The sequence below is a fragment of the Aliiglaciecola sp. SL4 genome, from assembly GCF_041538045.1.
Classification (GTDB): Bacteria; Pseudomonadota; Gammaproteobacteria; order Enterobacterales; family Alteromonadaceae; genus Aliiglaciecola.
On sequence record NZ_JBGOSE010000006.1, the window covers coordinates 114,497 to 134,106 of the forward strand.

At 41.6% G+C, this 19,610-nt stretch carries 17 protein-coding genes and 1 pseudogene; 13 read left to right on the forward strand and 5 right to left on the reverse strand.

Going from position 1 to position 19,610, the window contains the following annotated elements:
* Positions 1-120: 120 nt before the first annotated feature.
* The gene (locus tag AB6T38_RS10705; RefSeq protein WP_372547313.1) at positions 121-951 is read right to left on the reverse strand and encodes a mechanosensitive ion channel family protein; all 831 of its coding nucleotides are present in this window, start codon (positions 949-951) and stop codon (positions 121-123) included.
* Positions 952-1,218: 267 nt separating this feature from the next.
* Here AB6T38_RS10705 and rimK point away from each other — a divergent pair, with 267 nt between their 5' ends.
* From rimK to AB6T38_RS10760, 11 genes are all read left to right on the forward strand, one after another.
* On the forward strand, positions 1,219-2,124 hold the full coding sequence (gene rimK / locus AB6T38_RS10710) for a 30S ribosomal protein S6--L-glutamate ligase (protein WP_348491287.1): 906 nt from the start codon (positions 1,219-1,221) through the stop codon (positions 2,122-2,124).
* Entirely contained in the window at positions 2,124-3,152 is a 1,029-nt protein-coding gene (locus AB6T38_RS10715) for a succinylglutamate desuccinylase/aspartoacylase family protein (protein ID WP_372547314.1), read from the forward strand. The genes rimK and AB6T38_RS10715 overlap by 1 nt, the downstream gene beginning before the upstream one ends.
* Positions 3,153-3,611 carry an ATP-dependent zinc protease gene (locus AB6T38_RS10720; RefSeq protein ID WP_372547315.1) on the forward strand — a complete coding sequence of 153 codons (459 nt, stop codon included), beginning with the start codon at positions 3,153-3,155 and terminating at the stop codon, positions 3,609-3,611. It begins immediately after the preceding gene.
* Positions 3,612-3,785: 174 nt separating this feature from the next.
* The gene (locus AB6T38_RS10725) at positions 3,786-6,110 is read left to right on the forward strand and encodes an EAL domain-containing protein (protein WP_372547316.1); all 2,325 of its coding nucleotides are present in this window, start codon (positions 3,786-3,788) and stop codon (positions 6,108-6,110) included.
* A 132-nt stretch (positions 6,111-6,242) separates the two neighbouring features.
* Positions 6,243-6,926 (forward strand): spondin domain-containing protein, encoded by a 684-nt coding sequence (locus AB6T38_RS10730; RefSeq protein WP_372547317.1) that lies wholly within the window; start codon positions 6,243-6,245, stop codon positions 6,924-6,926.
* A 9-nt stretch (positions 6,927-6,935) separates the two neighbouring features.
* Entirely contained in the window at positions 6,936-7,649 is a 714-nt protein-coding gene (locus tag AB6T38_RS10735; RefSeq protein ID WP_372547318.1) for a spondin domain-containing protein, read from the forward strand.
* A 71-nt stretch (positions 7,650-7,720) separates the two neighbouring features.
* The gene (locus AB6T38_RS10740) at positions 7,721-8,458 is read left to right on the forward strand and encodes a response regulator (protein WP_372547319.1); all 738 of its coding nucleotides are present in this window, start codon (positions 7,721-7,723) and stop codon (positions 8,456-8,458) included.
* A gap of 174 nt (positions 8,459-8,632) precedes the next feature.
* The gene (locus AB6T38_RS10745) at positions 8,633-8,824 is read left to right on the forward strand and encodes a DUF2065 domain-containing protein (RefSeq protein WP_372547320.1); all 192 of its coding nucleotides are present in this window, start codon (positions 8,633-8,635) and stop codon (positions 8,822-8,824) included.
* Positions 8,825-8,990: 166 nt separating this feature from the next.
* On the forward strand, positions 8,991-10,289 hold the full coding sequence (locus AB6T38_RS10750; RefSeq protein ID WP_372547321.1) for an adenylosuccinate synthase: 1,299 nt from the start codon (positions 8,991-8,993) through the stop codon (positions 10,287-10,289).
* Between the two features lie 146 nt (positions 10,290-10,435).
* Entirely contained in the window at positions 10,436-11,845 is a 1,410-nt protein-coding gene (locus AB6T38_RS10755) for an aldehyde dehydrogenase family protein (RefSeq protein WP_372547322.1), read from the forward strand.
* Complete coding sequence (locus AB6T38_RS10760; protein ID WP_372547323.1) at positions 11,845-12,273, forward strand: VOC family protein; 429 nt, start codon at positions 11,845-11,847, stop codon at positions 12,271-12,273. The genes AB6T38_RS10755 and AB6T38_RS10760 overlap by 1 nt, the downstream gene beginning before the upstream one ends.
* Before the next feature lie 9 nt (positions 12,274-12,282).
* Here the strand turns inward: AB6T38_RS10760 and AB6T38_RS10765 are convergent, their stop codons facing one another.
* Together AB6T38_RS10765 and AB6T38_RS10770 are read right to left on the reverse strand one after the other, a co-directional pair.
* Positions 12,283-12,963, reverse strand: coding sequence for a YitT family protein (locus tag AB6T38_RS10765; RefSeq protein ID WP_372547324.1), 681 nt, complete (start codon positions 12,961-12,963; stop codon positions 12,283-12,285).
* Positions 12,964-13,422: 459 nt separating this feature from the next.
* A pseudogene (locus AB6T38_RS10770) lies at positions 13,423-13,530 on the reverse strand (helix-turn-helix transcriptional regulator); the annotation flags it as partial.
* Positions 13,531-13,631: 101 nt separating this feature from the next.
* Here AB6T38_RS10770 and AB6T38_RS10775 point away from each other — a divergent pair.
* A complete protein-coding gene (locus AB6T38_RS10775; RefSeq protein ID WP_372547325.1) occupies positions 13,632-13,832 on the forward strand; it encodes a hypothetical protein in 201 nt (66 codons plus the stop codon).
* A 170-nt stretch (positions 13,833-14,002) separates the two neighbouring features.
* Here AB6T38_RS10775 and fadA read toward each other — a convergent pair whose 3' ends face one another.
* The gene (gene fadA / locus AB6T38_RS10780) at positions 14,003-15,163 is read right to left on the reverse strand and encodes an acetyl-CoA C-acyltransferase FadA (protein ID WP_372547326.1); all 1,161 of its coding nucleotides are present in this window, start codon (positions 15,161-15,163) and stop codon (positions 14,003-14,005) included.
* 21 nt (positions 15,164-15,184) lie between these two features.
* Positions 15,185-17,344, reverse strand: a complete 2,160-nt coding sequence (gene fadB / locus AB6T38_RS10785) for a fatty acid oxidation complex subunit alpha FadB (protein ID WP_372547327.1) — start codon at positions 17,342-17,344, stop codon at positions 15,185-15,187.
* Positions 17,345-17,680: 336 nt separating this feature from the next.
* Here fadB and AB6T38_RS10790 point away from each other — a divergent pair, with 336 nt between their 5' ends.
* The gene (locus tag AB6T38_RS10790) at positions 17,681-19,603 is read left to right on the forward strand and encodes a transglycosylase SLT domain-containing protein (protein ID WP_372547328.1); all 1,923 of its coding nucleotides are present in this window, start codon (positions 17,681-17,683) and stop codon (positions 19,601-19,603) included.
* Positions 19,604-19,610: the final 7 nt, after the last annotated feature.

Consider the following 19,610-nt stretch of genomic DNA (forward strand, 5'->3'; position numbering starts at 1 on the left):
TTATAGCCCTGCAAATGTGCTAACCAAGTTCCACATGTATTGTGAGCCCATGCGCAAAGCAAAGTAAAGTGTTGAGTATAATCGAACAACCAGAATCCAGCTGTTAATTTAGATTCTCAGTTATTTATTGGGATGTTGAAGTTTATCGAATTCAATAAACCATAATTGCATAAACTCTTGCATGATTTTTTGTTCTATTTCTATGGCTCTTTCTGTAGGACAAAAAATAGTACAACGGATTTCGGTATGTCCCACATTATTTGTAGACACTTCTATCACAGGTTCGGGACCTGGAATGGTGACATCTAGGCGTCGTTCGATAATTTGATTGTAACGGGTGGCGACATCATAGAAGTCTGCACATTGATGTTTAGCTTTTTCGCGCAAATTATCAATGATTAAATATGGATTGATATCTTCATCCCGAGTAATAGTGAAGTGATGGGTTACATAGCGTTTCAAAAAATTCAGATTTTTGATGGGGCTACTGATCAACCTGTTATTCGGAACATAGAGGGTTTTACCTGAATATTGGTAGCGGTCAATGTCGACTTCTAACATAGTCGTTTTTACCCAGTCTATAGCCGATACTTCACCGGCAAAACCATCCACTTGAATCCAATCACCAATTCTAAACGGGCGAGTAGACATCACATAAAAGAAGCCAATAATGCATTGAATAAACTCCCTGGTTGCAATCACAATTGCCACCGCAAAGGCAGCGATAGAAAGCGCAAAGTTTTGAATTTCGTCTATCCAAAAGCTGAGCAATAGCACTATCATTATGAAGTTCAGCAAGTTTTTAATATTACTCACCAAATAACGCTTATCTAGTCCTTTTTTCTTCGCTCGTTTGCGCACTAGGCTGACTAACGAATATTTGAACGAAATCATCACTATGGCAACGGCCAAAGTGGAAATTAAACGATGTTGGTAAATCAATTCGATCATGCTCAGAATGGAGTGTCCTTGGTTGCTGCAAACCGGTGTTTTTGCAGAGCTGAAGAAATATTATTTGCTAGGCTACAGTAGACAGAGAATGAGTACAAAACGTTTATTTAAAACAGTTTATAACAGTATGCAAATTAACGAATCAGAGGCTATTCTTTTGATACCTAATGTCGCAAATTAAATTGCACAAATATTCCTCAAAAATAGCTTTGTGGTTTACCTAAAGGCCAGTACTATGCAGCCCATTTTATCATACGGAGTTTTACAATGCGTATCGCAATTTTATCGCGAAATCCTAACCTCTATTCGACTAGAAGGCTCAAAGAAGCCGGCGAGTCCCTAGGGCACACTGTCGATATCATCGATACCATGCATTGTTATATGGACGTCACTAGCAGTCGACCTTCGGTGCGTTACAAAGGAAGCGCCTTACCTCAATATGATGCGGTTATTCCGCGGATAGGTGCGTCTGTAACCTTTTACGGTACTTCGGTAGTTAGACAGTTTGAAATGATGGGGACATTTTCCATCAATGAATCTGTTGCAATTAGTCGCTCTAGAGACAAGCTACGCTCACTGCAATTGTTATCTCGTAAAGGGATTGGAATGCCACGGACTGGTTTTGCTAACCATCCAGATAAAATTGATGATTTGATTAAAAACGTAGGCGGAGCTCCGGTAGTGATCAAGTTATTAGAGGGCACTCAAGGAATTGGTGTGGTGCTAGCGGAAACTCAAAAAGCCGCTGAATCTATTATTGAAGCCTTCATGGGGCTTAACGCCAGCATCTTGGTGCAAGAATTTATTGAAGAAGCTGGAGGTTCAGATATACGCTGTTTAGTGGTCGGTGGAAAAGTTATTGCGGCTATGAAACGTCAAGCCGCCGATGGTGAGTTTCGCTCTAATTTGCACCGAGGAGGCACAGCAACGGTTGTGAGGCTTTCTCCTGAAGAGCGCAAAACAGCGGTAGATGCGGCAAAAACCATGGGCTTAAATATGTGTGGGGTAGATTTATTGCGCTCCAATAATGGCCCAGTGGTGATGGAGGTTAACTCGTCTCCAGGGTTAGAAGGTATTGAAAAGGCCACTGGTAAAGATGTAGCTGGCATGATCATTACATTTCTCGAAAACAACGCTAAACCCAATCGCACGAAAACCAAGGGTAAAGGCTAATGGACGACCTTATTATTGGCGGCGTAGCAATACGGGCAGGGGAGAAAAAGCATGTACATATTGAAATGCCGCCCCTATATACCGATACCAACATGTCTATTCCAGTGTATGTGCAACGAGGCAGAAGACCTGGCCCCACTATTTTTGTTAGCGCTGCTATTCATGGTGATGAATTAAATGGGATTGAAATTGTTGGTCGCTTAATTAGAAATCGTTCCATTAAAAACTTGCGAGGGACCTTAATTGCGGTGCCTATGGTGAATGTGTATGGGGTGCTAAACCAAAGCCGTTATTTACCCGATAGACGAGACTTGAACCGTAGTTTCCCCGGCAGTAAAAAAGGCTCATTAGCAGGTCGTATTGCTCACACCTTTTTGAAAGAAATTGTGGCCAAGTGTGATGTAGGAATTGATCTACATACTGGCGCTATCCACCGAAGTAATTTACCTCAGGTGAGAGCAGATCTGGACGACCCAGAAACCTTAAATATGTGCAAAGCATTTGGTTTGCCGGTAATGCTTAACGCCGACATCCGTGATGGTTCTTTGCGTCAAGCTGCGGCCGATCTAGGAGTAAAGGTGGTTTTGTATGAAGCTGGCCAAGCCCTTCGCTACGATGAGTTTTCTATTCGTGCGGGCGTCAAAGGTATTATCAACATTATGCGAGACATCGGCATGTTGAATAAAAGCAGCTCGAAAAAAGAGCATACTATAGAGCCTTTTATTGCTCGCCAAAGTGGCTGGGTAAGAGCCCATGAAAGTGGTTTTGTTCAGCATGTTGCCCAGTTGGGGGATCATGTGGAAAAAGGCGACCCTTTGGCCAGAATCGCTGACCCATTTGGTAACGAGTTGGGTATGCTGTTATGCCCAGCAGAAGGAATTGTCATCGGCAAACAAAATATTCCACTGGCTCAAGAAGGCGAAGCTATGTATCACATCGCTTATTTTAAACAGCCAGATAGCGTGGCTGAAAACGTTGAAATGTTGCAAGATAACTTGGTACTGGGCGAAGTGCCCATGGTTTATTAAATGGGAACCTTAAAAGTGCAAATTTATCAAAATATGCCAGTTATCGGCGCATTAGAGCTATGTAATTTACCAGAACTGACCATTCAAAATTTAACTATGCGGGTAGATACGGGAGCGACAACCTCCTCTTTGCATGTGGATGATATTGAAGAGTTCGAAAAAGACGGTGAAACTTGGGTGAGCTTCAATATTCACCCCGATATTCATGATGTAAATGAAATCGTTCGACGTGAAGCGAAAGTAGCAGCCGTGCGCAAGATAAAAAGTTCTACTGCGACCCGCGAACGTCGGTATTTAATTGAAACCCTGCTGGAAATAGCAGGCCAGTCTTGGAAAATTCAACTGAGCCTCACGGATCGTTCGGAAATGACCTACCTCATGTTGTTAGGTCGAGAGGCAATGAGTGGACGTTTAGTGGTCAATCCCGGTGAAGAGTATTTGCTTAACTTGAATGGGTAATACACACTGAGCGTTAAATGGCGTAGAGTCTTATCCTTCAGCAAGCACATAGAGTGGTATTGTAACGTGATTGGTGTGTTCAAAACACGGTTGCAACTACTTATTATTTATTAAATAAGGCAAAGGTATCATCAGATACCTTTGCTTTTGAAAAGTTTAGAAAATGGTTAATTGATGTCAGGTAAATCGTTAAAACAACATATTTTTAGGTTATCAAGTGGATTGGTTTTGTTATGTGCGATTGCCATATTAACTAACGTATGGATATCGACCATCGATCAGGCTAAGTTGCAATTAGCCAATGACCTAAAAGTCGCCGAGTCGGTGTTCACTCAGGTACTTGATGCCCGAGAAACCCAGTTAATTGATTTAGCGGATGTGCTCACCTCAGATTACGGCTTTAAAGCTGCTATTGGGAGTCAAGATAGCCCTACTATCGATAGTGTTTTAGTGAATCATGGAAAACGTATTTCAGCTGATTTAATGGCGCTGATTTCTCTTGATGGCACCATTACCAACAGTACATCAGACAGTTTAACCATAGGCAATGAGTTTCCCTTTACACAGTTTATAGAACAAGCTGTAGTTAAAGGTGGGACGAGTGAAATTTTGCTAATAAACGACAAATTATATCAAGCAATCTTATTGCGAGTCAGAGTGCCAGGTGCGCCAGCATTAGCTATGGTAGGTTTCGAAATAGATCGAGAACTACTGGATTTAATGAAAAGTATTACGCAGTTAGATGCCACTATCAAAGTTCTTCGTAATCAACAGCAAGTCTTCACTACATCCACCTTAGATCCAGAGTCTATTGACGCTAGTGTTATGTTGGAAAACCAGAACATATCATGGTTTAAATTGTCTTTCTTGCCAGAACACCAATTCATATCTAAATCATTCTTGTTGAAAGAGCGAGAAAACGGTCAAATATGGGCAATGATGTCAGAGGATTCTGAACGGTTATTCGGTGAATTTAATCAATTGCAGATTAAAGTAAGCGTGATTGCATTATTAAGTGTACTTTTGGCTTTATTTCTTGGTGCTGTGGTGGCGCGACAGCTATCGAAACCCCTAGGTAAGTTATCACTTGTTGCGCAAAAAATTGCCGCCGGAAATTATGAAGAACCGGTGGATATAAAGTCTAATACAGTGGAAATTGATAATTTATCGACGTCTTTTCAAACTATGCAAGCCAACGTTCATGAACGTCAAAAGCAAATTAGTTATCAGGCTAGTCATGATTTGTTAACCGATTTACAAAATCGTTATCAGATTAGAGATGTGATTACTGAGAAGTTTGCAAGCCAACAAGCGTTTCAAATAGTGGGCGCAAATATTCTAGGTTTTCGTGGTGTTAATGACATATTTGGCTATCAAAATGGTGACAATTGTCTGCAAGCGGTTGCTAGCAGAATCAAACAGCTTGGTGGTCAAAGTGCAAGATTAAATGGTGGTGAGTTTTTATGGATCCCAGATACGATCTTGTCTGTAGAAAAATTAAAACAGGTTCAAAAAGAAATTGAGAAACCGATTATGATCGGTGATGTAGTGATGAATATTAAATTGGCAGTGGGGGTGTTGTCCTGTCCAGACGATTGTGAAGATACAGATAGTGTATTTAAACGTCTGAATATTACCCTTGATGAAGCGCGGACTTCATCGGATTTAATGATCAGTTATCAAGAAGATATAGAAAAACGATATACCAGAAGACTTGCTATCATCTCTGAATTAAAACATGCCCTAGTCTCTGCTACCTCAGAGTTAAAAATGGTTTACCAACCGAAGCTCGATTTAAAGTCGGGACAGGTAACCCATGCCGAGGCATTAATTCGTTGGAATAGTGCAAGTTTAGGGTTTGTACCACCAGACGAATTCATTGGAATAGCGGAACACGCAGGTTTGATTGGTCAGGTAACAGACTTTGTTATTCGCACTGCTATTGCCGACGCTAAAAAAGTGCTAGATAGCGGCTTGGAAATTTGCATAGCAATTAATCTATCCGCCAAAGATATTCTCAATACCAGCCTGTTAGACACTATCGAAGAACATTTAAAGAGTTATGGGGTAAATGCCAGTTGTTTATCCTTTGAAATTACCGAAAGCGACTTAGTTGCAGATCCGCATAAAGCAGTGGCTGAATTAACTCGTTATAGAGATATGGGATTCTCATTAGCCATAGACGACTTTGGCACCGGTTATTCATCTCTAGCTTATTTAAAACAATTACCGGTTTCAGAGTTAAAAATTGATAAAAGTTTTGTACTTAACTTGGTTGATCAAAGTAGCGATCAGCAAATAGTGCAAACGATTTTAGAACTTGCCCATAATTTTAATTTGGGAGTTATTGCTGAAGGGGTCGAAAACCAGCAAAGCCTGAATTTATTAAAACAATGGGGGTGTGATTGGGTTCAGGGATATCATGTTTGTCGACCAATAGAAGTTGAAGATATGCTCCAGTGGTGTTTGCAGAATAAACAAACTATTTGGTTCGAATAAAAACTCAAATTATTTGAATATTTTCTCCATGATTTGACTATTTGAAGGTTTCGTCATTATTTCGTGATACTTTTGGGATAATTCCCGTCCACAATTTTCCTCGTCAACTAATACTATTGTCGAGGAAAATTTATGAAATCAAGTACTAAAATACTAACTGCTAGCCTACTAACCGTTGCTATGCAACCAGCCTGGTCTGCCGACCTTACCGTTGAAATCCAAAATCTTACTCAGGGGATTTACTTCACCCCTTTGCTTATTGCGGCACATACACCTGATGCGAGCTTGTTTGAGTTAGGTGAAACCGCCTCTGCTGAAATTGAAGCTATGGCTGAAATGGGTAGTTTAGATGGGTTAATGACTATTGGAACATCCGTTAATGCTAATATGGTTGCAAACCCAGTAGGCGGTCTACTTGCGCCTTCATTGTCTACTAGCACTGCTCTTACAACTGATGATTCCAATACCGTATTATCGATTACCGCAATGATATTACCGTCAAACGATGGTTTTGTTGGGTTAGACAACTGGTCAATTCCTAGCGAAGCTGGAACTTATACTTTCTACCTAAATGCGTATGATGCGGGTACAGAAGCAAATGATGAACTGCGCACTAGCATGCCTGTACCTCCACCACTTGATCCACTTCTAGGCAGCGATGGTTCTGGCGTTACTAGCGAAGAATCCAATGCAACAGTACATATACATCGCGGTAATATCGGTGATGACCAAGCCAATGGTGGTACCAGTGATATTGTGAATAGTATTCACCGTTGGTTAAATCCGGTTGCCAAAGTAACAGTAACCGTAAACTAGGAGACTGTTATGTTGCACTTATTTAAAAATAAACCACTACGTTTAGCTATTCTCGCTTCACTTTCACTGGGATTGGTCGCTTGCAATGATAACGATGATCCTGAAACGCCGGTTACACCTGTGCCAGTTAACGTGACTTATCAAGTTACAGTAACTAACCTAACTAATGGCCAGCCATTATCACCGGTTGCGGTAATGTTACACGGCGATGATAAGTTCTGGATGATTGGTGAGTCAGCATCTGTTGAACTAGAAACGATGGCTGAATCTGGAGATAACTCAGGTCTGCTTGCTCTACCCGCTGTGTTAGCATCTGCTTCTGGTGATGCTCCCATTGGACCTGGCGGTAATGAAACCTTTGAAGTAACTATTGAAGATATTACCGATGCCAAACTAACCGTTGCGACAATGTTAGTGAATACAAATGATGCTTTTACCGGTCTTAATGCTTGGGACTTGTCTCAATTAGCGGTTGGAGATTCATGGAAAAGCTCAATGTCTGCCTATGATGCAGGTACCGAGGGGAACTCTGAAGCTGCTGGAACAATTCCTGGACCAGCAGATGGTGGTGTAGGTTTTGAAGATGTTCGCGATGACGTAGATTTTGTAGCTGCTCACCCGGGTGTGGTAACTTCATCAGATAACTTAGCCTCTTCGGTGTTGGATTCACAACATAAATTCGACAACCCAGTTATCACTATTAGTGTGACACGGGTCGAATAGTCGGGCGACAATCAGTTAACTTTAGTTAATCGAGGGTTGCTAGAGTTAACTGTATTTTTAGGTAATTTGATATGACAGATAATGTGCTTTTGGTAGAAGACGATAAGGATATTGCAAACTTGATTCGACTTAATTTGTCCGAATTAGGAATTCAAACAACCCATATTGATAACGGTAAAGCTGCTTTAGAATCAGCACTGAATGAAGATTATTCGCTGATGATTTTAGATGTTATGTTACCGCAGATTAGTGGTTTAGATATTTGTCGTCAGGTAAGGGATAAAAAACCGCAACAAGCCATTATCATGTTAACTGCGAAAAATTCTGAAACTGACCGTGTACTGGGTTTGGAGTTAGGTGCCGATGACTACATGACGAAACCTTTTAGTGTCAGAGAGTTGCAAGCAAGAGTGCGCTCACAGCTCAGAAAAGTTGCACTTCTAGCAGACGCAGGCCGCCACAGCCAACCTGAGAATGAAAAAACACTGTCTATTGGTAATTTAGTGATTAATCAGAAAAATCACCAAGTGCTATTTGACAATGCCCCGCTAGATCTCACAGCCACTGAATTTGAATTGTTATTTCATTTAGCTAGCCATCCTAATCAAGTGTTCAGTCGAAGCCAATTACTGGAATCGGTTTGGGGTTACCATCATAGTGGCTACGAACATACAGTTAATTCCCATATTAATCGTCTGCGCGCGAAAATAGAGCAAGACGCTACAACGCCACTGATAGTACAAACTGTTTGGGGAGTAGGGTATAAATTTAATCCTGAAGGGGTAAATAAACTCGTTTCGAACAATTAGCAAAAAGCATAATCAAATCACTTTTAATTCCAATTTATTATGAGTTGCGTGACCAATTTCTATCAATATAGGGCATACTGAGTGTCGCAAATTATTGACACTGTGTTTTTTTAAAGTTAAAAATCACTATACTGTCAATTTTTAACTCTTGAATATACTCATAGGGATGTGACTTTGGGCACTACTATATTTATCGCTTTTTCAATTGTACTTTTGATTGAAGGGATTGGACCTATGTTGTTCCCTAGACGTTGGAAAAGTTATATTTATCAAATTGCATCTCAGCCAAGTGAACAGCTTCGCACTATTGGTGGTGTTATGGTGATAATTGGTGCCGTGAGTTTATTCTTCCTAGTTGGAAAATAACCTGTCCAGCAATATATAAATCTGTTTTGTGAACCAACTCTAGAACACTTTTTCCTATCAAATTACTATAAGTTAGCAATAAACCTCTCAGAAATTGAAAAAACGGATGATTTATCAGCACAAATTTTGGTAGAATCCACGCCTAATTTCCTGACAGTTTTCTTCAATGGCTAAAAATGTTGTAGTGCTCGGCACCCAATGGGGTGACGAGGGTAAAGGTAAAGTAGTAGATCTACTCACAGATAAAGCGACCTATGTGGTCCGTTATCAAGGCGGACACAATGCAGGTCACACACTCGTAATCGACGGCGAAAAAACCGTTCTGCATTTAATTCCTTCTGGTGTTTTGCGTGACAATGTTACCTGCGTAATCGGTAATGGTGTGGTGCTAAGCCCCGAGGCTTTATTAAAAGAAATGAAAATGCTTCAAGATCGCGGCATTCCGGTCAAAGAGCGCTTGGTTATCAGTGAAGCTTGTCCTTTAATACTTCCCTATCATATTGCTTTAGATATGGCGCGGGAAGAAGCTCGTGGTGCTAAAGCAATTGGTACTACTGGTCGTGGTATTGGACCGGCTTATGAAGATAAGGTCTCTCGTCGTGGGCTGCGTGTGGGTGATTTATTTAACGCTGAAGATTTCGCGGTTAAATTAAAAGAAATTCTTGAGTACCATAACTTCGTAATGACTAATTACTATAAAGTTGACCCTGTGGATTATGACACAGTGTTAAAAGATGCCCTTGCGGTTGCTGACATCTTAAAATCTATGGTTGTGGATGTGACTGACGTATTGGACAAAGCAAGATTACGTGGCGATGCCATAATGTTCGAAGGCGCACAAGGTACCTTGTTAGATATCGACCACGGAACTTATCCCTACGTTACTTCGTCAAATACAACTGTAGGTGGTGTGGCAACGGGCGCTGGTTTCGGCCCTCTTAACTTAGATTATGTACTTGGTATTGTAAAAGCTTATACAACTCGTGTTGGCTCTGGACCTTTCCCAACTGAGTTGGATTGTGAAGTGGGTCAACATCTAGGTATTAAAGGTCATGAGTTTGGTGCCACTACAGGTCGTAAACGTCGTACTGGTTGGTTTGATGCTGTCGCAATGAAACGTGCTGTTCAAATCAACTCTATTACTGGTTTCTGCTTGACCAAACTAGACGTTCTGGATGGTTTAGAAGAATTAAGCATCTGTACCGGTTATCAGCACGCTGATGGCACGATTAAAGATGTACCACCTATGGCAGCTGATGATTATGACCTTATCAAGCCAGTGTATGAAACTATGCCAGGATGGAGTGAAAACTCTTACGGTGTGACCAGTTATGATGGATTGCCCCAAGCGGCGAAAAATTACATCAAGCGTCTTGAAGAGCTTACTGGTGTGCCTATTGATATTATTTCAACGGGCCCTGATAGAAACGAAACTATTGTTTTGAATCATCCTTTTTCTGCATAGCCGCTGATTCTTAGTATTAAAAAGCCGCTTTTTAAGCGGCTTTTTTTATGGGGTAAAGATTAACAATAATTCATAATTATCATTGCATAATTGGGTTATAACTATATGTGTACTAATAGGGACTTGAAACTTATTAAGAGGTGTTTATGAATACGGGCAATCCAGATGCTACTGCAACTGAGCAAATTTCCGATATTGAAGACAAAGTTACAGCTATACGTGAAGTCTTTGCCAGTGGTTACAGCAAAGAATACGCCTGGCGTGTTGAACAACTCAAGCAACTGGAATTGTTAATCCATGAAAAACAAAACCTATTGTTAGAAGCCTTAGCTGCGGATTTAGGTAAGTGTAAAACCGAAGCCTGGATATCTGAGTTAGGTTTTGTTTTAAGCGATATAAAACACACTCTTAAACATTTGAAAAAATGGATGAAACCCCGTAAAACATCCACCCCTGTGGGAGCGCAACCGGGTAAAAGCTATGTTCTGCCAGAACCGCTGGGAACCGTGCTAATCATTGGTGCGTGGAATTATCCTTTCCAGTTAGTACTTGCTCCTCTGGTGGCAGCAATAGCAGCAGGTAACTGTGCGGTGCTCAAACCATCAGAATTAGCCAGTCAAATGTCGAAACTGCTGGCAGAGCTTATTCCTGAGTACTTAGATACGAACGCCTTTGCCGTAGTGGAAGGGGCCGTTGATGAAACCACCGAATTATTAGCCCAGCGATTTGATCATATCTTTTATACTGGCGGAGAAGCTGTGGGCAGAATTGTGATGTCGGCTGCGGCTAAACATCTCACACCTGTCACCCTAGAGCTGGGGGGCAAGAGTCCATGTATTGTCGATAATACCGCGAATATTGATGTGACTGCCGCCAGGATCGTGTGGAGCAAATGGATGAATGCGGGGCAAACCTGTGTGGCACCCGACTATATTTTGGTTGATAAAAGCGTAGCGGATCAATTGCTGGTGGCTATTGAGAAGAAAATACAGGCTTTTTACGGAGAGTCAGCAGAGACCAGCGAAGATTATGGCAAAATTATCAATCAACGACATTTCCAACGCTTAGGAAGTTATTTAGAAAATCAAAATGTGGTGTTTGGCGGCGGACAAAATGTGCAAACCGGCTATTTCGAACCCACTTTGGTGTTAAACCCGTCTTTAGATAGTGAGCTGATGCAGCAAGAAATATTTGGACCAATTTTGCCTATTATTACCTTAGACTCCATTAATCAAGCGATTCCATTCGTTAATCAGCGTTCTAAGCCTCTGGCTTTGTATGTTTATACAAATAACGATGACTATGCACAAAAGGTTTTACATCAAACCTCGGCTGGCAACGTGTGTGTTAACGATGGTTTTATGTTTATGACGAACCCTAACTTACCCTTTGGTGGTGTCGGTAACAGTGGTATGGGGAGTTATCATGGTCGCTCTGGCTTCGACCGCCTAAGTCACTTAAAAACGGTAATGGAACGAAGTTTCAAGTTTGACGTGAGCTTACGCTATCCCCCTTTCAGTAAATTAAAATTGTCCATGTTAAAAAGGATTCTGTAATGGCAAATAGTGATATCCGCCCATTTCATTTGGCTATCCCGGTAGATAATCTGCAACAAGCCGAACGCTTTTATGGCGAGCTGCTAGGGTGCTCTAAAGGGCGACAAAGTGAACAGTGGATTGACTGGAATTTTTACGGTCATCAACTGGTTACTCATTTAGTTGATAAAATGCCGTCAACGCCCACACCCAATGAGGTGGACGATAAATCTGTTCCTGTGCCTCACTTTGGGGTGGTATTAAGCATGGCTGATTGGCACATATTGGCAGAACGAATGAAACAGCATAATACTGAACTTATTATTAAGCCCTATGTGCGTTTTGCCGGACAAGCGGGGGAGCAGGCGACTATGTTTTTTCTCGACCCTAGTGGCAACGCTTTGGAGTTTAAAGCCTTCAATGACTTACAACAGTTGTTTGCGGTCTAAATAAGAGCCTTAATTACCTGAGGTGTGTATCGACTCGTCAAACATTAGTTCTTGCTGAGCAGGCGCTTCAGGTTGTTGCTGTTTAACTTTTTTAGTCGCTGTATATCGACCTGGAATGTGATTGACGGCAATTAAAATGTTCAATGTCACTGCGCCTAATACCGACAATACCACTATGTTAAAATCAAACATTAACAGTGATGACATTAGAATAATACAATCCGCCACTAAACCAATATTACCCGCTCTAAGGTTAAATTTATTTTGCAGATAAAGAGCTAAAATACCCAGCCCACCTAAACTTGATTTGTGTCTAAACATGATCAACATGCCAATCCCAATAAGCATGCCACCCACAGTGGCGGCAAACACAGGATCGAGGTCAGAAATGACGATAAAATGGTCCATGTATTCTGTCATCAGCGAGACTAAAGTGACTGAAATAAAGGTATTGATGGTGAAACGCTTGCTTAACTTGGTCCAAGCTAAAAAATAGAAAGGTATGTTAACCACAAAGAACACTGCACCAAAACTAAAGGGTACGAAATGTGTTCCTATGATTGCGATTCCTGCACTGCCACCGGTTAAAATTCCCTGAGTTCCAAAAAATACAACGCCTAAAGATACGAATATACCTGCACTGAGAAGTGCTAAAACATCTTCGTAGAATCGGTGTGTAGGGAATGGCATAACGGATGGGTTTCCTTCTCTCAATGGTGGCTTTGGAATTTGGCGCAAGTGTACCGTAATTAGCGCAGCTTGAAAGGTTAGGGGGTGTATGGGGTGGTGGAAAATTGAGCACCTAAAGTATCGCTTTCTTTACGACTCTTTACGCTAAGGTAAATGGACTGTTGATTAGATGTAACTAGCGGTGGGATTGATGGGAAAATGTCCCAGAATTACAACTTTTGGTCCTAATTTTAATACTATATTTGTCCCAGAATTCTAAGTTTATGTCCCAAATCTAGTGGTATTCTCTGATCATAAAGGCGGTACTGCTAAGCTCGCTTTATCTTAGTTAATCATCTAATATTTTTAGAAAATATTTATTATAACAGTGTGTTTATTGTAAGTAAGCACCAACTCATTATTGGTGCTTAGGCAAATTGCTGAGCACATCTAGGTTTAGTGTGTGTTCTGCTAAATAAAGGGTAAACTGGGATCAAACTTACCTTTTTCAATGGCGTTTATGGTCTGCCGAGATTCATCCAACGCATCGGCTAAATCTGCTTGGGTCTAGTCACGCTCAGTCTGCATAACTTTTAGTCGGTTTTTAACATATATCTCCTATAACCCATAGCCACAGAGATGCCATTTCACAATCTTGCACCGGTAATATTGATATTATTGGCCACTCAATGGGCGTGACTTTAGCCGCTCAACTGGTTTCCAAGTTGGCGATATCGAGTACCGTTGATACCTTTGTGGGTATTGTCGGCGCTTTGGGTGGCCTTTATGGCACTCCGCTAGGCGCAAAAGTGTATTCCATTAACAGCAATATTGACCAGATCGTTTGTAGCATTGGGGTTTGTTCAGAGGGGGAATACATAGCAGTCTAATATGGAGCGCAGATGCCAGCTATACTTATGTGTTGGGTGATTATGGCTTGCAAACTGAAACAGCCGCAACTCATCTAAGTTTGATTCAATAAATAGAGAAAAATAAAAACACCCAATGGATAGGATCCATTAGGTGTTTTTAACTGCATGCTAAATGTTGTTTAGGTGGGTTATACCCGCTCAAACACAGTAGCGATGCCTTGACCAAGACCAATACACATAGTCGCTAAACCAACTGATTTGTCGTTAGCTTCCATTAGATTGAGCAAGGTGGTAGAGATACGTGAACCTGAACAACCTAGTGGGTGGCCTAATGCAATTGCACCACCATTGAGGTTAACTTTGTCTTCGTATGTATCGATCCAGCCTAACTGTTTGATACATGACAATGCTTGGGCAGCAAAGGCTTCATTGAATTCTGCCAACTCAATATCATCCATAGTCATGCCAGCACGTTTAAGTGCTTTTTTGGTTGCAGGTACTGGACCAAAGCCCATAATTGCAGCATCACATCCAGCCACAGCCATAGAACGAATCTTAGCGCGAGGCGTTAAACCAAGGGCCTTAGCGCGTTCTGCAGACATAAGTAACATAGCAGAAGCACCATCAGATATTGCTGATGAAGTACCAGCGGTCACTGTGCCGTTTACTGGATCAAATACTGGACGAAGTGCCGCCATTGTCTCAATGGTAGAATCTGGGCGAATTACTTCATCTGCATCAATCAGTTTCAATACACCGTTTGCGTCGTGGCCTTCAGTGGCAACAATCTCATTCCAGCGACCTTCTAGGTGCGCTTTATGTGCTAATTGATGTGAGCGAGCACCAAAGGCGTCTTGCATTTCACGAGTTATACCGTTTTGTCTACCTAGTAGCTCAGCGGTCATACCCATGTTGCCAGATGCTTTTGCTGTGTGTTTTGCCAACCCAGGGTGAAAATCAAGGTTAAAGTTCATAGGAACATGCCCCATGTGCTCAACACCACCAATCATATAAACATCACCCATGCCAGTCATAATGCCTTTAGCCGCATCATGTAAGGCCTGCATAGAAGAACCACATAAGCGGTTAACTGTCACAGCTGCTGTTGTACGTGGGATCTGGGTTAATAGTTGGGCATTACGGGCAACGTTAAAACCCTGTTCTTTGGTTTGTTGTACACATCCCCAAATGATGTCTTCAATTTCACTTGGGTCAACACCAGGGTTACGCTCTAGCAATTTGCTCATTAGGTGAGCAGACAAAGTTTCTGCTCGAACGTTACGGAAAATACCGCCTTTAGAACGACCCATAGGGGTACGAATGCAATCAATAACAACTACGTCTTTCATGTTAAGTCTCCTTGGGTCTGTTTAGGCTGAAAGTTGAAAGTAAGATTTACCAGAAGCGGCCATTTCGCGAACGCCATCTGTGATTTGGTAAATCGGTCCTAAATGCGCATATTTATCCGCCAAGGCTACAAAATTACTCAATCCCATTGTTTCAATGTAGCGGAATACACCGCCTCTAAACGGTGGGAAGCCCAAACCGTATAGTAATGCCATATCTGCTTCAGCTGCACTGCCCACTATGCCTTCTTCTAAGCAACGAATCATTTCGTTGGCCATAGGAATCATTAAGCGAGCAATGATTTCTTCTTTATCAAAGTCTTTGCTTTGAGCACAAATAGGTTTGATTAACTCATAGGCTTCAGGTGCTGGAGTTTTGTTCGGACGACCACGTTTATCAACACCAAAGTTATAGAAACCTTTGCCATTCTTTTGACCAAGTCGATCAGCTTTATACAATGCGGTAACAGGATCATTGCCAATTTTTTGCATGCGTTCAGGTATGCCGTCAGACATTACACTTGATGCATGGTCTGCTGTGTCCATACCCACTACATCTAACAAGTATGCAGGGCCCATTGGCCAACCGAAGATTTTTTCCATTACTTTATCTATGGCCACAAAATCAGCGCCATCTAAGACGATTTTGCTAAAGCCGGCGAAGTAGGGGAATAACACACGATTGACTAAAAATCCTGGGCAGTCGTTAACTACTATGGGAGTTTTGCCCATTTTTAAGGTAGCGGCGACCACGGTATTAATGGTTTCTTCAGAGGTTTTTTCACCACGAATAATTTCAACCAATGGCATTTTGTGAACTGGATTAAAGAAATGCATGCCACAGAAACGTTCAGGCTTATCTAAGCTCTCGGCTAACTGGTTAATGGAGATGGTTGAGGTGTTAGAACAAATGATTGCGTCATCGGCAACAGCTTGTTCAGTCTCTTTTAACACAATGCCTTTAACTTTTGGATTCTCTACGACCGCTTCAATTACTAAGTCGGCGTCTTTAATCGCAGAATATTCAAGAGTCGGCACGATATTGTTTAAAGTTGAGGCCATTTTGGCAGCACTGACTTTGCCACGTTGCATGCCTTTACCTAATATTTTGGCTGCTTCGTTTAAACCAAGATCAAGGGCAGGTTGAGCAATGTCTTTCATGATAACAGGTGTACCTTTGACCGCAGATTGGTAGGCGATTCCGCCACCCATAATACCTGCGCCTAATACGGCTGTTTGTTTGATTGCTTTGCTAGCTGCTTTAGCTTGCTTTTTACCTTTACTCTTAACAAGTTGATCCGCTAGGAAAATGCCGACTTGGGCTTTAGCTTCATCAGATTTAGCTAATTGAGTAAAACCTTGGTTTTCAAGCTTCAACGCACCTTCGCGGTCAAGGCCAGCGGCTTTGCTCACAGTATCAACCATCATATGTGGTGCTGGGTAGTGTTTTCCGGCTTGGGCTGCAACCATTGCTTTAGCCGTGGAGAAACTCATCATGGCTTCATTCTTACCAAGAGTAAGAGGTGCTTTCTTTTGCGCTCGACGAGCTTGCCAATCAAATTTACCAGCAATAGCATCTAATAAGATACTTTTACCTGCTTCAATTAGGTGTTCCGGTGCGACAACGCTATCAACTGCACCTTCTGCTAAGGCTTTCGGGGCTTTTCTGTCGCGTCCGGTTGTCATCCATTCTAGGGCGTTATCTGAACCGATTAGTCTCGGCAAACGAATGGTACCACCAAAACCAGGCATTAAACCCAATTTTACTTCTGGTAAACCTATGCTTGCCGTGGTGTCGGCAACACGTAGGTCGCACGCTAAAGTCATTTCACAGCCGCCACCTAACGCGAAACCATTTATCGCTGCTACCGTAGGAAAAGGTAGATCTTCGAATCTATCAAACACTTGAGACGATTGTTCTACCCAATGCAGAACTTTTTCTTCAGGCATATCAAAAAGGCCGGTAAATTCGGTAATGTCTGCACCAACAATAAATGTAGATTTAGCAGAACGAACTAGAAGACCTTTAATGTCGCTATTGGCAGCTAATGCTTGTGTCGCTTGATCTAATTCATTGACGGTTTGCTGGTCAAATTTGTTCACGGAACCTTGTGCGTCAAACACAAGTTCGGCGAGACCATTGTCCAGTAATTTCGCACAAAGGCTCTTGCCTTCAAAAATCATCTTTATCTCCTTCAGTTTAAGGCAGAATAAATGGCTATAATTAATTTCAGTAAAAATCTAAAATAGGTTAAGCCATCATTGTAGGGTTTTATTTTAATTAATTATTCAAATATAAATGTGTAATTTATTGCACTAAAACAGTAAATTGTTGTCGAGTTTATAGTAATTCACCTAAGTCTGAGCTCATAATAACATGTGGTCGGATGTCTATTATTCAATTTATTTATGTATTAATATTTTTTGAACAAAAGAAGTGAGTGGATACTTTGTTCAGATATTTTATCATTCGGGGATATGACAGCCGTTATGAACTACTTTTTCCGGAACGCTTTTGTTGTGCTGACAATATTTTGTTGTTACAGCAGCCCCTTATTAGCGCAATCCCAAGAGACCGCCACTGAAGATGCTTTAGCTCATCAAAGAAATGTGTTTAAAGCGTTGGAAAACATGGTTGCCAAGCCAAATTCACCAGAATATGGCCGTTTACGAGAGCAACTAAAAGGATACCCGTTAGAGCCTTATATTGAGCAAAAGACGCTCAAGGCCCATCCATACCTTGCTAACCAAGAAAAAATTAAGTCGTTCTTAGCCGAGCATGAAGGCTCGCCATTAGGCCGTTCTCTTCGTTATGTGTGGTTAACTTATTTAAAAAAGAAAAATTATGCTGATTTATACATGGCGTATTTTCGACCGACTTCCAATGTTGAACTAACTTGTCAATATTTAACTTATCAACTGCAAGAGCCCAAAAACCTTGAAAGTGTGTTTGCCAAAGTTTCTCAGCTTTGGGTGGTAGGTAAGTCTCAGCCAAATGAATGTGACACTGTGTTTGATGCTTGGACAAAAGCAGGGTTTAGAACAGAAGATAAGGTGCTGAAACGTCTAGCGCTGGCTGGCAATGGTGGTAGCCACACGCTTATTCCCTATCTTAAAACCCTATTACCTGCTGAAAAACAATATTTAGCTGATTTATGGTTGCGGGTGCGCCGTTCTCCTAATTACGTTAGTCATTTGTCTAAATTCCCAAACAAAAATCCCCAATTAGAATTGGATATTATTCAGTACGGTTTAGGACGCTTAATATGGCGTGAAGAAGAGTTAGCGATTAAAACGTGGCAATCAGTTTTAAGTAAGTTCGATGTTGATCAAATCCGCCAGTATAAACTTGCTGGTAAATTTGCGGTGGCGTTAGCTGTTGCCGAGCATGAAAAAGCCGATGAGTGGTTAGAAAAAGCCAGCCATGAAAATGCAGAAGAGCAACTATTTCGTTGGCATCTTGCCCATGTATTAAAAAGTGGAAATTGGCAACATGCATTAGAAGTCATTGAGCAGATGCCAGAAAAAAACCGCTCTGAATTAAGCGCTAGATATTGGCAAGCCCGTGCGTTGGAAAAAATGGAAGCCTTCGATAATGCCAATCAAAACTACCAATGGTTAGCAAAACAGCGTCATTACTACGGATTTTTAGCCAGTGGTAAGCTAGCCAAAACCCCGAAAATTATTGATCGTCCGCTGGATTTTGATAAACAGACTCTAAACACAGTAGCCAATTTCGATGCCGCAAAACGGGCTTATGAATTTCTGCAATTACAACGATTCACTTCGGCTAGACGAGAGTGGTTTCACCTACAGTCGCAACTTGATCAACAGCAAAAGCTGGTATCAGCAGTTCTGGCTGATAGTTGGGGTTGGCATGATCGCGCCATATACGGGTTTTCTAACACCGGCTATCTAGACGACATTAAACGACGTTTTCCAATGGCTTATCGTGAAGAGTTAGTAAATCACTCGAAAGCTAATCAAGTAGACCCCGCTTGGGCCTTTGCCGTTGCCCGTAGAGAAAGTTCGTTTATGTCTGATGCGAATTCCAGTGCCGGGGCCAAAGGCTTGATGCAATTATTACCGGGCACGGCTCGATATCTGGCGAAAAAGCAGATCAAGACTAATGTACTCTTTGATCCTGATATTAATGCCGGTTATGGCACCCAGTATTTACGCTATTTAATGGACAAAATGGATAACAATCCAGTGCTGGCGACAGCATCATACAACGCGGGTTGGCGACGAGTACAAAAATGGATCCCCAAAGATCACAGTGTGCCAATGGATGTGTGGATTGAAACCATACCCTATAAAGAAACCCGCAATTACGTTAAAGCGGTTTTAGCCTACCAGCAAATATATGCCATGCAATTGGGTAAAAAGTCTCCCTTATTTAATGAGCTCGCCAATATGCAATTGGGTGGACAAACCTTATAGGTGGCTA